The organism is Neptuniibacter sp. (genome assembly GCF_024231755.1).
Taxonomy (GTDB): Bacteria; Pseudomonadota; Gammaproteobacteria; order Pseudomonadales; family Balneatricaceae; genus Neptuniibacter.
Genome location: NZ_JAAEQH010000369.1, coordinates 35,614 through 50,042, shown reverse-complemented (window position 1 = coordinate 50,042; position 14,429 = coordinate 35,614). Strand labels below are relative to the sequence as shown.

The 14,429-nt window shown below is 46.0% G+C and carries 16 protein-coding genes and 1 riboswitch; of the genes, 7 read left to right on the top strand and 9 right to left on the bottom strand.

All coding sequences use genetic code 11. The annotated features are described in order from the left end of the window. Window positions 1–83: 83 nt before the first annotated feature. Complete coding sequence (locus tag GY843_RS20605; protein ID WP_297312551.1) at window positions 84–665, top strand: HupE/UreJ family protein; 582 nt, start codon at window positions 84–86, stop codon at window positions 663–665. Window positions 666–926: 261 nt separating this feature from the next. Beyond that, window positions 927–1,148 (top strand): PA3496 family putative envelope integrity protein, encoded by a 222-nt coding sequence (locus tag GY843_RS20600; RefSeq protein WP_297312549.1) that lies wholly within the window; start codon window positions 927–929, stop codon window positions 1,146–1,148. Window positions 1,149–1,275: 127 nt separating this feature from the next. Here the strand turns inward: GY843_RS20600 and GY843_RS20595 are convergent, their stop codons facing one another. Next, a complete protein-coding gene (locus GY843_RS20595) occupies window positions 1,276–1,488 on the bottom strand; it encodes a hypothetical protein (protein ID WP_297312548.1) in 213 nt (70 codons plus the stop codon). Window positions 1,489–1,623: 135 nt separating this feature from the next. On the opposite strand from GY843_RS20595, the gene arfB reads away from it, so the two are divergent. Then, window positions 1,624–2,037, top strand: coding sequence for an alternative ribosome rescue aminoacyl-tRNA hydrolase ArfB (gene arfB / locus GY843_RS20590; protein WP_297312546.1), 414 nt, complete (start codon window positions 1,624–1,626; stop codon window positions 2,035–2,037). Here arfB and GY843_RS20585 read toward each other — a convergent pair. Further along, window positions 2,034–2,573: a YaeQ family protein gene (locus tag GY843_RS20585; protein ID WP_297312544.1), complete on the bottom strand. Its 540-nt coding sequence runs from the start codon at window positions 2,571–2,573 to the stop codon at window positions 2,034–2,036. The genes arfB and GY843_RS20585 overlap by 4 nt on opposite strands. A gap of 116 nt (window positions 2,574–2,689) precedes the next feature. Here GY843_RS20585 and GY843_RS20580 point away from each other — a divergent pair, with 116 nt between their 5' ends. After that, on the top strand, window positions 2,690–3,757 hold the full coding sequence (locus tag GY843_RS20580; RefSeq protein ID WP_297312542.1) for a nucleoid-associated protein: 1,068 nt from the start codon (window positions 2,690–2,692) through the stop codon (window positions 3,755–3,757). A gap of 80 nt (window positions 3,758–3,837) precedes the next feature. Here the strand turns inward: GY843_RS20580 and GY843_RS20575 are convergent, their stop codons facing one another. Next, entirely contained in the window at window positions 3,838–4,767 is a 930-nt protein-coding gene (locus GY843_RS20575; protein ID WP_297312540.1) for an AEC family transporter, read from the bottom strand. A gap of 234 nt (window positions 4,768–5,001) precedes the next feature. On the opposite strand from GY843_RS20575, the gene GY843_RS20570 reads away from it, so the two are divergent. The 3 genes from GY843_RS20570 to GY843_RS20560 all read left to right on the top strand — a co-directional run bounded on the left by GY843_RS20570 (window position 5,002) and on the right by GY843_RS20560 (window position 7,172). Next, window positions 5,002–5,307 (top strand): hypothetical protein, encoded by a 306-nt coding sequence (locus GY843_RS20570; RefSeq protein WP_297312538.1) that lies wholly within the window; start codon window positions 5,002–5,004, stop codon window positions 5,305–5,307. A 168-nt stretch (window positions 5,308–5,475) separates the two neighbouring features. After that, complete coding sequence (locus GY843_RS20565) at window positions 5,476–6,681, top strand: EAL and HDOD domain-containing protein (protein ID WP_297312536.1); 1,206 nt, start codon at window positions 5,476–5,478, stop codon at window positions 6,679–6,681. A gap of 122 nt (window positions 6,682–6,803) precedes the next feature. Continuing rightward, window positions 6,804–7,172 (top strand): hypothetical protein, encoded by a 369-nt coding sequence (locus GY843_RS20560; RefSeq protein ID WP_297312534.1) that lies wholly within the window; start codon window positions 6,804–6,806, stop codon window positions 7,170–7,172. 11 nt (window positions 7,173–7,183) lie between these two features. Here GY843_RS20560 and GY843_RS20555 read toward each other — a convergent pair whose 3' ends face one another. The 6 genes from GY843_RS20555 to hypF all read right to left on the bottom strand — a co-directional run bounded on the left by GY843_RS20555 (window position 7,184) and on the right by hypF (window position 14,419). After that, a complete protein-coding gene (locus GY843_RS20555) occupies window positions 7,184–7,489 on the bottom strand; it encodes a hypothetical protein (RefSeq protein WP_297312533.1) in 306 nt (101 codons plus the stop codon). 60 nt (window positions 7,490–7,549) lie between these two features. After that, a riboswitch (SAM-I-IV-variant riboswitch) is annotated at window positions 7,550–7,653 on the bottom strand. 42 nt (window positions 7,654–7,695) lie between these two features. After that, window positions 7,696–9,429 carry a hydrogenase maturation protein gene (locus tag GY843_RS20550; RefSeq protein WP_297312531.1) on the bottom strand — a complete coding sequence of 578 codons (1,734 nt, stop codon included), beginning with the start codon at window positions 9,427–9,429 and terminating at the stop codon, window positions 7,696–7,698. Then, window positions 9,429–10,475 carry a hydrogenase expression/formation protein HypE gene (hypE, locus tag GY843_RS20545; RefSeq protein ID WP_297312529.1) on the bottom strand — a complete coding sequence of 349 codons (1,047 nt, stop codon included), beginning with the start codon at window positions 10,473–10,475 and terminating at the stop codon, window positions 9,429–9,431. The genes GY843_RS20550 and hypE overlap by 1 nt, the downstream gene beginning before the upstream one ends. A 41-nt stretch (window positions 10,476–10,516) precedes the next feature. Next, on the bottom strand, window positions 10,517–11,695 hold the full coding sequence (hypD, locus tag GY843_RS20540) for a hydrogenase formation protein HypD (protein ID WP_297312527.1): 1,179 nt from the start codon (window positions 11,693–11,695) through the stop codon (window positions 10,517–10,519). A 115-nt stretch (window positions 11,696–11,810) separates the two neighbouring features. Then, a complete protein-coding gene (locus GY843_RS20535; RefSeq protein ID WP_297312525.1) occupies window positions 11,811–12,059 on the bottom strand; it encodes a HypC/HybG/HupF family hydrogenase formation chaperone in 249 nt (82 codons plus the stop codon). Further along, window positions 12,050–14,419: a carbamoyltransferase HypF gene (gene hypF / locus GY843_RS20530; RefSeq protein WP_297312523.1), complete on the bottom strand. Its 2,370-nt coding sequence runs from the start codon at window positions 14,417–14,419 to the stop codon at window positions 12,050–12,052. The genes GY843_RS20535 and hypF overlap by 10 nt, the downstream gene beginning before the upstream one ends. Window positions 14,420–14,429 lie beyond the last annotated feature (10 nt).

The window sequence follows — 14,429 nt, the reverse complement described above, 5'->3', positions numbered from 1 at the left end:
TTGGCATTGGCTTTGCTATCTAATTGGAATAGCAATATCACCTGCGATACAAAAAAAACAAATACGAATTAAGGTAGATAGAGATGAAATCTAACCCTGTACTTCTTCCAGCTCTGGCAATCAGCAGTTCTCTACTGGCAAATCCTGCTTTGGCTCATACCTCTCACCTGATGGAATCAGGTCTGGTATCAGGTCTTCTGCACCCACTTACTGGTGTAGACCACCTTCTGGCAATGCTTGCCGTGGGTATCTGGGCGGCTATGCAAAAAGACAAAGCAACCAGCCTTATTCCTGCAACCTTCACTCTCATGTTGCTTGCAGGCTTTATGCTGGCAGTTTCTGGTTTTGCACTTCCAGTAGTTGAAGGAGGTATTGCAGTTTCAGTTATGGTGTTAGGCCTGTTTATCGCAACCACTCAGCAAATGAAACTTGCTGCAGCACTACCAATTGTTGGTGGTTTTGCCCTGTTCCATGGCGCGGCACATGGCGCTGAGATGGGTCTGGTATCTACCTTCGCATTTGCTACCGGTTTTATCGCATCATCACTGGCACTGCAGTTCGCAGGCAAAACCGGTATGACTAAAATTCAGAACCGTTTACCGCTGCTTCATCAAGCATTTGGCGCTCTAACAGCAACACTTGGTGCGCTTTTCCTGATCGCTTAATTCACCGGACTTCTTACACTCCACCCTGGTTCTAAAAACCAAGTAAGAATTCCTTTTCTGGTGGTACTGCCACCAGACTTTTCCTATTTTCTACCATCACCCAAAAGTGGTTAAGTCGGGCTGAAAAGCCCGACCTTTTTCATGCCTTTTATCAACGATAGTCGCAAAGCGTTAATTTGCTGCGTCCTTAACTTTCCAATTTCCAAATCTGTACCATAATCAGGCTATAGGCTTTTCAAAACGTGGTAGTGAGGTCTGGATATGAGTGAACAACGTGCTGCTGATCTTGAGTCAAACACCAGTGTTGACTTGGAAGAGTATGTGACAGAAGAAGAATCAGAAGAGGCTCAAGCTGACTCTACGATCTATAAGAAAGATGCGATTAACCCGGCTAAACGCAGACGTCTAGAAGAGATGCGAGAAGAACGGGAATTAATGCGAGATATCCAGGACGTTTTTGATGATTATGATTTCGATGAATAAGATTTTGACGAGTATGATTTCGATGAGAAAATTTTAACGACTGAGGTTTGACAAAATAACAGTCTCAGTACCTTCTCAGTACCTACCTGTACGTTTCCCAAAATTAATCGAGACGGATCATCTTAGATCAGGCACATCTTGCCTCAGCGACCCGCTGACTCTTTGGATTGGTCACCAATAGGTAGATCGAATCGTCAGTAAATTCAAACATGGTACGACATGAACGGCAGCGATAGATTGTCGCGCCGGCTCTCGACTTTAGAGCAGTGAGCTGCTCATGCGGCTCAGTAATAATCGGAGATTCAATTAACTGCGTACAATGCCAACAAATGGTATCCATAAGGCCTCCATTTCCTGAATGCAATTTCAAGCGTGGTTTACTACACCTGATAATTCAAATTTTCGAACGAAAATCATCAGGAAATCTTTTCAAGTTGGCGCAGAATTAAGATCACAATATTGATATGATTCCGCCATGTTAGAGATTTCCAGCCGTGTATCCATCCCCGATTCTGAACTTGAATTCAACGCTATCCGCGCTCAGGGTAGTGGCGGGCAGAATGTAAACAAGGTATCCAGTGCTATCCATCTGCGCTTTGATATCAAACGCTCCTCCTTACCAGACTTTTACAAAGAACGTCTGCTGAACTTTCGTGACCAGAGAATTAGCAGTGATGGCGTTATCGTAATTAAAGCGCAGAATTTCCGTGATCAGGAAAGAAACAGAATTGATGCATTAGAACGTCTCAAGCAGATCATTCTAAAAGCGACCCACGTAGAGAAAGCTCGCCGGGCAACTAAGCCCACGCGAAGCTCTCAGCGGAAACGAATGGATAAGAAGACCCAGCGTGGGCAGACTAAAAAGAATCGAGGGAAAGTGGATTATTAATCAGCAGACAGACTCATTAGCTCCACCTCAACCTGGTGATCTCCTGCCGCTACAAATAGCTGATTTTCACTAATGGTGATAGTCAGTTCCATATTACGGTCACACAATTGAGATAGTGATTCTGCCTGCTCAGAAGGAAAACTGAACACCTCCGTTTTAGGCAAAGCGCTGATCGCTCCGCCGTGTTTTTCCCACCAGATATCCACTTCAGAGCCATAAGCATAGAGTTTGACCAGATCAGCACGACTTACACCTTTACGCAATCGGTCAGCCGAAGCCTGCCCCACTTCAATCCAGCTAGGAATTGATCCATCCGGGCGAACGATCCACAAGTCAGGTTCATCTGCCGTTGAAAGGCCTTTGGTGAACTGGATATCCTCATCGTAGTTAAGCGCATAGGCCAGTAAACGCACCATCATCCGGGTCTGAGTCTCTGAAGGATGCAACGCCAGCGTTAATTTTTCAGTCGTATAAATATCACGATTCATATCAACCAGATTCAGCGTTGCCTTGTAGATGGTAGGTTTTAAAGCCATTGATTGTTCCTAAAAGCCCGTCAGCAATAAATGAAGGCCATCTTTATACTGCATTGCTGAGCGCTTTTAAATACAATCGCCTGTCTCGAACGCTGTCATTAATCCTTGAGGTGAGCATGGAACTAAAACATCTGGCTATCCGTGAATTGGTAAAAGAGTCTGAAGATGCACCAGCACGTATTACGGACCGAGGAGGCGTTGTCTCTATTACCGACCCGATGGCAATCCAGTTGTTTGATACTCTGAATTCAGCCTTCAGCCGTCGTTCCAGCCTGACCCACGGCTCTTTCAACCATGAGAATGAAGAGGGTTACCCATTTATCTCCGCCTTTGAGAACTTCGCTAGTGCAGAATGGAATGAAGCTAACTTCAAAGATTTATGTGATAAAAGCATGGCTCAGCTGGCCGTAGCGATAAATAACCCATCAGCTCATACTGCTCATGGTGGTTACGTTCTTTTCGCCCTCTATGCCAGTGATCGATACGAATACCTACTAATCGCTCTTGTGAGAGATAAAGCCAGCATTGTGTTTGATAATGACCTTCGTCCTACCGAAGTGATGGAAGTAAACCTTGATCAGCTGCATCAGGCAGCACGTATCAACATCAGCACTTTCCGCAAAAAACAGGATAGCTACCTGAGCTTTATCGGCAGTAAAGAGAAAGGTGAAATCACTCACTACTTCTCAACCGCATTTGGTTGTACCGATGTAACTCCTTCCCGAAAATCCACTGGCGAACTGATCCGTGCTGCACGGGACTTCTGTAACCAGAACAGCATGTCGGACCGTAAGGAAGAGGTGGTAGAAGACGTGGTCAGCTACCTCGAACGCCAGCGTTCAGAGAAAGAGTCAGCAAACCTGAACGATATTCAGAATCTATTTGATGCTTACATCCCACCAGAGCAGGCAGAAACTACTGCAGGAACATTTGGCACCTTTGCTAACAAAGGCCCTTATAACGTCAGCCAGGAGTTTCAGCCTCATACAAGTACCATCAATCGCTTCTCTAAGTTGAAGGTCAAATCTGATAACTGGAGCCTGGATTTCAGCAAACGCACTTTTGGCGAACTGAATGCAGGTAAAGATGTGGAATTTGATGAAGATAATGGCCGAATCATTATCAATCGCCTGCCAAGCAAAGTGATCAACCAGTTGCGAGAAGCTTTAGAGCAGGAAGATTGATCTGCTCTCATATCTGGACTCTCATATATGGATCAAGGGACAGGTTTAAACCTGTCCCCCTAATCTCTTAACTCTAACTCCTAATTCAACAACGTAACCCAGAAAGAAACACTTACTAGAGCCGCTAGTGTAGAAAGAACAACGGTGAGCGAAGTTTCCTTCTCTTTAACGTCGTAGCGTAACGCCATTACATGGGCTAGCGCACCCGTTGGTAGAGCAGCAAGGAAAACTGCAGCCAGAATCCAGTTCTGATCATCTAGGCCCGCCGCTTTAAAAATAAGCAGAGTTAGCAATGGATGAACAACCAGCTTTACCACAACAAGCCAGAGCAGTTCGGCTTTACTCTGTTTAAGCGTACGAAACTCAAGACTAGCTCCCAAACAGAACAAAGCTACAGGTACAGTGGCTGGCGCTAATAGTTCTAGCGTCGAAGATAAAATGACCGGCAGTGGCATCTCTGTTGCGGAAAAAAACACGCCCAAAAACGTTGAAAGAAAGATAGGACTACGTAACAGAGATTTATCAAGGATGGTAAGAAGTTGCTTAAACCCCTTCCCTTCTTGACGCTGACTTTCAATCAGGAACTGTGTGCCCCCAATCTGAAAAACATTCCCCAGCAGAATTATACTAATCATCGCTCCATACGCCGCCTCACCCAGCAATCCAAAAACCAAAGGAATGCCCATATAAGCGTAGTTCGAGAAGGTACCGTTTAGCGCACGTATAACCAGAACTTCCTTATTCCGTTCGCTAAAGAAAAAGGCACATCCTGCTGCAGCAATCAACGCGGTTAACACCACCGCAATCAGGAACGCTAACAGATAATAAGGCTGGAACAGACTGTCGAGCGAAAGCTTATAGACTGAATTAAACAACAGCGCAGGAACCGCAAAGTAATAAACAAATGCGTTTACAGGCGCTAAAGAGTGCCCTGCTAATACCGTACGTTTACCTACATATCCCAGACCTATCAGGATAAAAAGAGTAAGTATGGTTTCTACACCTGCCATGAGTTTTACCAGCCTGCTTGTCAAAGAGGCAGCAATTAGATCAATTTGTCAGACTAAGGTCCAGACATCTTTCTTTCATATGATGGCGTTATGATCCGCTTAAACAGCCCAGATGTACTGCTCAATTTATTATTTTTGTGCACTGCACAAAAAAAGTGTTGACATGATCAAAAAATCGCCTAAAATGGCTTTCATATTGTGCAGTGCAACATAATCTTTTTTAGGAGAAATAACATGACTAATACTGTTGATTTCCAGAAATCTTTCGATGCCGTTCAGTCTCTGATGAACCTGCAGGCTGCAGCGATCACTAAATCTATCGAGCAGCAGAAAAAGTCTGGTGAAGAACTGACTTCTTTCTTCCAGTCTGAAGCTGAGAAAGCTAAAGAGCTGAAAACTCCAGAAGAACTGATCAAGTTCAACATGGAAGCTAACAAAGCTCTGTTCGAACTGCTGAAAAGCCAGGGCGAAGCTTTCACTTCTATCGCGAACGAAACTCGCGAAGCTGCTATGGCTGAACTGCAGTCTATGACTAAGTAAGCTATACACTTTCTAAAAAACCGGGCATTAGCCCGGTTTTTTTTGCTTTTTTTTAGGCAAAACCTGCTGTTAACTGTATATTCAAAAGATAGTGCTATAAGCCAAGTCGCTCACAATCCGTGAACATCGGCTTAGGTACGTGTCTTCCATGGTTGTATAGGAAACAGCATGAGCGAACAGATCCTAATGGCACGACAGCCCATCCTTGATCTGCACTGGCAGACGGTCGGCTATGAATTGCTCTATAGGGATAGCCATGGCTGCCCACCTGGTGATTTTTTTGATGGCACATCTGCTACCTGCGAAGTTCTAATCAGCGCCTATACGGGTGTATTTCATCAAGGCAGTATGCGAGTACTACCTGCATTCCTGAACATCAACGAAGAGCTATTGTTTAAAGACCTGCCCAGCTTCTCCTCTGATAATGTCGTACTGGAAATACTCGAAGATATTGAGATCAACGACAGATCGGAAAAACGGATTCGTGAACTCTCAGCCATGGGGTTCAAAATAGCGTTAGATGATTTTACCTGGAAAGATGAATTTGATCGCATCATGGATGTGGTTGATGTTGTGAAGATAGATGTTCTCGAAACCAAAGGGAAAAAGCTTTTCCATACCCTTGAAAGGCTGGAACCTTATAAAAGCTCAGTCGTTCTACTGGCCGAGAAAGTAGAAAACATCTTCGAATATAACCGTTTTAAAAAACTTGGTTTCCGACTTTTTCAGGGGTATTTTTTTGCCCACCCAGAGATGGTTCCTGGAAAAAGAGCCAGCGGCAGCGAACTCATTCTGATGGAGCTACTATCAGAACTGTCCAACCCGGAAGTGACACCAGAGGATCTGGAAAGTGTCATCGCCAAAGATCCGCGCTTAACGGTAAAACTACTTAAGATTGTTAATTCAGCGACTTATACATTACAACGCTCAATACCAACCATCAGTGAAGCAATTGTCTTGCTGGGTCTAAATGAACTGAAACGCTGGGCTCTGATTGTTTCTATGTCCGGGTCCCTCGATGTTCCAGATGAACTTTGTCGTGAATTGTTAATACGTGCAAAGATGTGTGAATCTATGGCTCCGCACTATCAGATCGAACCAGGACAGGGTTTTATGATTGGTATACTGTCTGGAGCGGATGCCCTTTTTGCTATCCCCATGTTAGATCTGAACAAACAGTTAGCACTGGATGAGAGTCTTTACGAAGCCTTAGCTCATCGGGAAGGAGATCTGGGGATTATGCTAAATGATGTCATTAACTTCTCCCGTTATAACTGGGATTGTCTTTCAGGCTCAAGCAACAACTACCATCTTCTCGATGCCCAGCAGGAAGCAATTAGGTGGGCGTTGGAAAGTCTACAAGTAGCCTCATGAGTTGAGAATACTAAACCGACCAGTTATACGGAAAGTTACTACAGCTAATCAGAGTGTCTAAGTCTTCAAGATTGATCTAAGCTTATAGCGCTTACACTACAGGGAAATACATAGGGATTTGAATGAGTATTTTTGTTACAAGCCTTGGTGCCACAGATAATGAAATTTGTGCACCTATCTCTTTCTCTATTCTAAGCCTGATGAACAAGAAAGGTTTCAAGTTCAAAGGTATCCCGTCAGTTGAGTCAACAATTCATATCAAAACAAATAAAGTCGATTATCAGCTAAAAACATGTAACTTCAGCTCTACTCCTATTACTTTGACTTTTGAACAGGTCAACGAAATGACCCAACTTTACCATCAGAAAGAGCAGATACCAGAAGAGATCAAAGGTCAGGTCATGTCGATGCTTAACGAACTTGAACAAAAGGCTTCATGCAACTGTGCCGAAAATCAAAGTTGCTCGAACTGCGTATTAACCACCGACTGACCACCCCTCATCTACACCATAATTGGCTGTTCCGTAGCCAGCAGGATATAGCGTTCGATATCAACCTCCTGTAAATGATCTGGATAAAGGTATTGCTGGCAAGCAAAGCGCTGATCACCCTTGTTATCCCTGTATTCGCTGTAAACGAAAATCGCTTTGTTGATTTCGCCCGTCGGCAGTTTCCTTTTCCCTTCAACAAACCAGATACTCAATGGTTTGAGTGTTTCAACATGGGTACGGTTAAATCGCTTGCAGGGTAAACTAACTGAATTCGCAGAAAACAGATCTTGAGAATAAATTGAATGTGCTTCAAACATGAGATGCCCTCATAAGTTAACTAGTTTATGAGGACTGACGCGGGTATTACTTATTAAGAGGTCTACCTGATTAATTGTCGGTATCGACCACATCGCTTTTCAGCAACCACCTTGCCCAGGTTGGCAGGTTGGCGAGGACGTCAGCCCTACTCTTGATGTCAAAAGTTACAAGGCTGACTTTATCGCTCTTCAAGAATCTCTGCAAGTTATATCTTACGATGACTTGCCAGGTAGGCGGGTGTCCGCGCTTTCGGCAATTTCTCAACAAAGTGGTAACGCGCTACATGGTAGCTCGGATCAAAACCAAAGAAATTCAGTTTCATCTGCTCCAGCTCTTCAGCTCGATAATTTGAGAGGGGTTTCTGTAATTCATCGTGCTGCCTGCGAAGGTTTTTCTCTGCCAAACGTTGGCCATGGTCAGTGCAATTGGCCAATTGCTGCGCTTCGGAACTGATCTGTTGCACAAACCCTTCCCGGCTTTGATTTAGGCAGACATCAATTAAGCCCAGCTGCTCAGCTTCTGCTGCGGACAAAGGGTGTCTGTTTTGCATCAACTGCTGAGCATTATCCTCACCCACTCGTTTTGGCAGCAGATAGGTCCAGTACTCTGAGCCGTATAGGTTACCCATCGATTTGTAGTGTGGGTTAAGGATTACATTGCCCCGTGCGTACACCTGGTCTGCTGCCAAAGCCATAAATACACCACCCGCACCGGCATTACCGCGCATGGCAACCATCGTCAGTTGGTTTGGCGTATTAATAATCTCAAGGCAAAGGTCATTCATGGCGTTGATATTGCGCCAGGACTCTTCTGCAGGACTTTCAGCCGCTTCTATCTGATTTAGGTGAATACCGTTAGACCAGAACTCCTCACCTCCCATCAGCACCAGGAGCTTGATCGGCTTTTTCTTTGCTTCAGTAATTGCCTTTTGCAGACGCTGACATTGTTCTGTATCCATAGCGCCGTTGTAGAAATCGAAGTAGATATAACCTACCTCTCCCTCTTCACGGTAACGGATCTCCTGCCAGGTACCACTCTCAGGAATAGCTTCAGGCTGCAAAGTAATTTCCTGAACCCTCATTTCCTCAGGAGCAAGATTCAATTTCTCCCCTAGCAGATGGGTAGCAGGCAGTTTAAAAGCAAACTCATCCGGAGCCGGTTCGGCAATTTTCAGATGGGTGACCCAGACTGCTGCATCAATAGTTTTAAAACAAATGGCACCATCACGGGTTGCCAGAATTGAGCCTGAATCAGCTTTACTCTCTCCTAGTTCAACCTCCGCATAGGCGTTATAGAGAAAATAATTTTTGCCTCCAATCAGATCCTTCACCCCGGGCATTGAATCTGCGGCATTGATCTTACGCAATACGGTTTCTGTGTCATCTAGCTGCCAGTTTATCTGACGCTCTTTCTGCTGCATTAGGCAGTTCCACTGCCCTCTGATCTCAGGATTGGTGTAATCCAAAGGTTCCGGCTGATAATCACCAGACTCTATACGTTTTAGTGTCAACTTAACTGCGGCAACTGCAGCATCGGTAACTTCATTACGGTAAAGGCTACTCTTGCTGGCATCACGCAAGGGGAATTCAACCGATTCCCAGATATCACCGGCATCCATCTCTGCCGTAGCTTCAAGACAGGTAACGCCCCACTGTTCCTCGCCGTTCATGATCGCCCAATCAACGGAGGATGGACCACGATCGCCTTTAATACCGGGGTGTACAATAATGCAACGATGCTTTTTCCAAATTGACTCTGGGATAGCACGTTTAAGGAAAGGAGCCAGAATCAGTTCCGGTTTAAACAGTTCAACCGCTTCCTCGGCTACTTCATCATTGATATCAAACTCGATAGAGACTTCATGTCCATCTCTGCGCAGCTCAACAAACAGGCGTTGTGTGAGGCTGTTAAAACCGTGAGTAAGAAACAGAATACGCATTAGCAGATCCTCGGCAGCTGTTCACCGTTGATCCAGTCCACCATACGGTTGCCACCAAAAGCGGTCTGCATCTGTACAAAGCTCAATGAATCTTCAGTGACTTCGCCGATAATAGCGGCATCTTGCCCTTTTGAGTGAGACTGCATCACAGCTAGTAACTCATCAGCTTTATCTTCTGGACAGAACGCTACAAGCTTACCCTCATTAGCAACAAACAGAGGGTCCAGGCCAAGGAATTCACACGCAGCTTTTACCTGAGCTTTGACAGGTATCTGTTGCTCATAGATCTGCATACCCACTCCCGCCTGTTGTGCGATCTCATTTAAAGTCGCAGATAAACCACCACGGGTCGGATCACGCAGGCAGTGAATATCAGGCACCACTTCAACCATCGCAGCAACCAAATCATTGAGAGACTGGGAATCTGATTCAATAGTGGTTTCAAAAGTCAGGTTTTCACGCAGCGACATAATTGCAACCCCGTGATCGCCCAAAGTCCCTGAGACCAGAATCTTATCCCCTGCCTGTACGAGGTCCCCGCCCATGTTAATTCCAGCAGGCACCACTCCCATGCCCGTGGTATTGATAAAGCAGCCATCACCTTTGCCACGCTCAACCACCTTGGTATCACCGGTGACAATGGCAACTCCTGCAGCTTCCGCAGCCTGAGCCATAGATTCGACAATTTGCTTCAGATCAGCCAAAGGAAAACCTTCTTCCAGAATAAAGCCTACAGACAGGTATTTTGGGATAGCACCTGACATAGCTACATCATTAACCGTGCCGTGTACTGACAAGGCACCAATATCACCACCAGGGAAAAACAGCGGTGAGATCACATGACTGTCGGTTGCCATCACCACCCGACCTGCTGGCAGCTCAAAACAAGCCTGATCATTCATTTGGTCTAGCCATTCATTGGAGAACGTTTTGATAAACAGCTCATCAATCAGCTGCGCCATCGCCTTACCGCCACTGCCATGAACCATCTCCACTTTGCCTTTATTAAAATCCAGGCTGGAGGTGTAATTAGCTTCTCTTTTCATTGTTATTATCTCTTCTTAGACGCCCTTAATAGACCGCCTTATCAAGCAGCAGGATGGGTTTTATCACTGGCTATGGTGTTACTGTTAATGCTGTGAGAGCGCTCCTGATAACGGCCATAACTGTAATAAGCCGCACAAGCGCCCTCACTGGAAACCATGCAGGAACCTAATGGGTTTTCCGGAGTACAGGGGTCACCAAACAAAGTACAGTCTCTTGGCGACTTAACACCACGAAGAATCGCACCACACTCACAGGCTTTGTTCTCACGAGCACTGCGATATTCCACAGTAAAGCGCTTCTCTGCATCAAACTCTGCAAATTCTGATTTGATTCTTAATGCACTGTAAGGAACAGTACCCAGTCCTCGCCATTCAAAAGAACGACGCAATTCAAAGGTATCAGCAACTACTGATTTAGCCTGCGGGTTACCGTCATAAGTCACGGCGCGGGAGAATTCATTCTCAACCTCCGCACGACCTTCATTAATCTGCCGTACCAGCATCAGAATCGCTTGTAATACATCAAGAGGTTCAAAGCCTGCGATGACCACCGGCTTCTGATATTCCTCAGCGAAGTAATAGTAAGGCTGAGAACCTATAACCGTACTGACATGAGCGGGGCCCACAAAACCATCCAATGGCAAAACGCCCAGTTCACGCACTTCGGGAGATTCAAGAATATTGCTGATCGCAGCAGGCGTTAATACGTGATTACAGAACACGCTGAAGTTTTTCAGCCCCAGTTTCTGTGCCTGACGGATCACCAATGCAGTAGGTGGAGTGGTAGTTTCAAAACCTATGGCAAAAAATACAACTTCCCGGTCGGGATTATCCTGAGCAATACGCAGCGCATCCATGCAGGAATAAACCATACGCACATCCGCCCCTTCCGCTTTTGCCTTAAGCAAACTACGCTTACGTGAACCTGGTACCCGCAACATATCACCGTAAGAGCAAAGAATAACCTCGTGAGTTACTGCCAGTTCGATAGCCGAATCAAGGCGACTGATCGGTAATACGCAGACTGGACAGCCTGGACCATGAATCATTTTTACGTTGTCAGGTAGCAGATCAGGAATGCCATAGCGGAAGATGGCATGGGTATGACCTCCACAGAACTCCATAAAGTGATACTCACGCTCAGATTTAGCCTCAGCCCTGATCTTAGCGGCTATATCCTGTGCCAAAGCACCATCACGATATTCATCTACATATTTCATAAAGAGCCCTCAGCGGAGTGAGGTGAAAGGGCCTCAGCAGGTATATGTGAGAGAGCCTCAGCGAATATATATGTGAGAGTTTCAGCAAGGTTAGATGCAAGAGCCTCAGCACTATTCATAAAGAGCCCTCAATAGCCTGTTGCTGGCTAAGTTCATCTAACTCGGCAAACAGTGCCAACGTCTTTTCAGCTTCTTCAGGGTCGATCTTATTTAGGGCATAACCCACATGCATAATGACGTAATCACCCACATAGAGATCACCGATCAAAGCGACATTAATCTCTTTACGTACGCCACCGATATCAGCGATGGCTGTTTCAGCATCGATAATCTCTTCAATACGTACAGGAATGGCTAAGCACATACCGCCTCACATTTTTTATTATCGTTATTTACAAATAATGCTCTTTCCAGCGCTACCTGCGCTTGTCCCAAAGAAAGGCCACCATCGTTACAGGGAAGTTTCTCAGGGCAATAAACGTTCAAACCCGCAGCTTTTAGACGTGCGCTTAACTCACTGAGTAACAGTTGATTAAGAAAACAGCCACCTGCTAATACAACAGAACTGATACCCGTTTTCTTTGCATTGGAAGTGACCCACTCATGCAAAGCCTGAATCAGCTGACTATGGAACAGAGCAGCACCGTAGGCAGGATCATCACAATCAACCAGTTCTTTAAGAAGTGGTAGCGGATTCAACCCTGAATCATTTTGCTCAATCAACAACTCTCTCTCTGGAAGCTCATGATTCTGCAGGTATTGCCAGGCTAATGACTCCAGGATCATCGCAGCCTGTGCCTCATAGTTTGCTTCTGTCTTCACTCCGAGAAGACCTGCCACCGCATCAAACAAACGCCCAGCACTGCTGGTTTCTGGACAATTCAACCCTTGATCCAAAAGTTGTTGCAACATTGCGGCGGCACCGATATGAGAAAAACGATCCGCAATCTGATCACCTAAGCCAAGTCGATACAGAGCTGCTGAAGCCATACGCCAAGGTTCTTTTGCGGCACGCTCACCTCCCGGCATCGCTAGAGTAGAGAGCGAAGAAAGACGATGTGATTGACCTTGATCCACCAGCAGCAATTCCCCGCCCCAGAGAGAGGCGTCATCACCTAAACCCAAACCATCTAAAGCGAGGCCTAGCACAGGCTCTTGTATCTGGTGCTCTGCTATCACCGCAGCAATATGAGCATGATGGTGTTGAACCTGCTGTAACGGTAACTGGTGTTTCTGTGCGTACTCACGCGCAAATTGGGAACTGTAAAAATCCGAGTGGAGATCTGAAACCACTAGGTCCGGCTCAATATCAAGCAGAGACTTAAGTTGCTCCACAGTGCGATTCAGATTACGGCAGCACTCGGGGTTATCGAGGTCCCCTATAAATTGAGAGACATAAGCCCTGCTGCCCTTGGTCAGGCAAACCGTATTCTTGAAAAACCCTCCTACCGCCAACACCGATCTTTCAGACTCTTGGAACGAATAAGATAACGGTATAAATTGAGGAGAAAGACCTCTACCGCGGCGAATTAAAGCAGGCTTTTCAGCGACCAAACTCAGAACTGAATCATCACAGCGAGTATAGATTTCACGATTGTGCATCAGGAACGCATCAGCAATACCTGACAGCTGCAGCAATGCCTGCTGATTATCGATCACCAGAGGATTACCACTGCGATTGGCACTGGTCATCACGAGCAACAGATCCTGTTTCTGTTTTAACCACTCGGTGCCGGCAGGCTGGCCTGCTGCATAATGAAATAACAGATATTGCAAAGGAGAATGGGGAAGCATGACTCCAAGCCAGCTCAGGCAGGGAGCCAGCCTTTCGGGTAAAGGCTGCTTACCTTGAGGGCCATCTTTTGTAGGACAGAGACAAATAGCGGCATCCATAGTCTGCAGGCGCTGTATCCGATTATCCCCCAGCTCAACGTAACCTTGCAGTGATTCAACATTGGCTGCCATTACCGCAAAGGGTTTCTCATCCCGGTGTTTACGCTCACGCAGACGCTCAATTACTGCAGTATTTCGGGCATCACACACCAGATGGAAACCACCAATACCCTTAACTGCAACGATCTTGCCTGCCTGTATCAGCTCCAGAGTCTCTTTTACCGGATCAGCACAGTTAACTAACTGACCATCTGCACCATAAAAACTCAGTTCAGGGCCGCAATCTGCACAAGCATTAGGTTGTGCATGGAAACGACGATCTGATGGAGTTTGATACTCGCTCTCGCAGCTTCCGCACAATTGGAAATCTGCCATGGTTGTATTGGCTCTGTCGTATGGCAGTGATTTGATCAGACTGTAGCGAGGACCGCAGTTAGTACAGTTGATAAAGGGATATTGATAACGGCGGTTATCTGGATCAAACATCTCGGTCAGGCAATCCTGGCACACGGCTGCATCCGGTGTTACCGACAGATTCACTTCGCCCTGTTGGCTTTCTTCAATCGAAAAAGCGTAAAGGCTGCTATCGATATGACTATCTTGCACAGAGACCGATTCGATCTGCGCCATCGCCGGTTGCTCATCACGCAGCCGCTTAATAAACAGATCAAGGGCTCGCTGTTCAGCCTGAGCAAAGATCTCAACACCTTGAGTTCCATTAGCCACAGAGCCAATGACTCGCAATCGCTGAGCTAGGTTGTAAACAAAGGGACGAAAACCAACCCCTTGCACCTGCCCCTTTATCTGAATCCGACGCGCTTCTACTACCATGGTCTTTCAC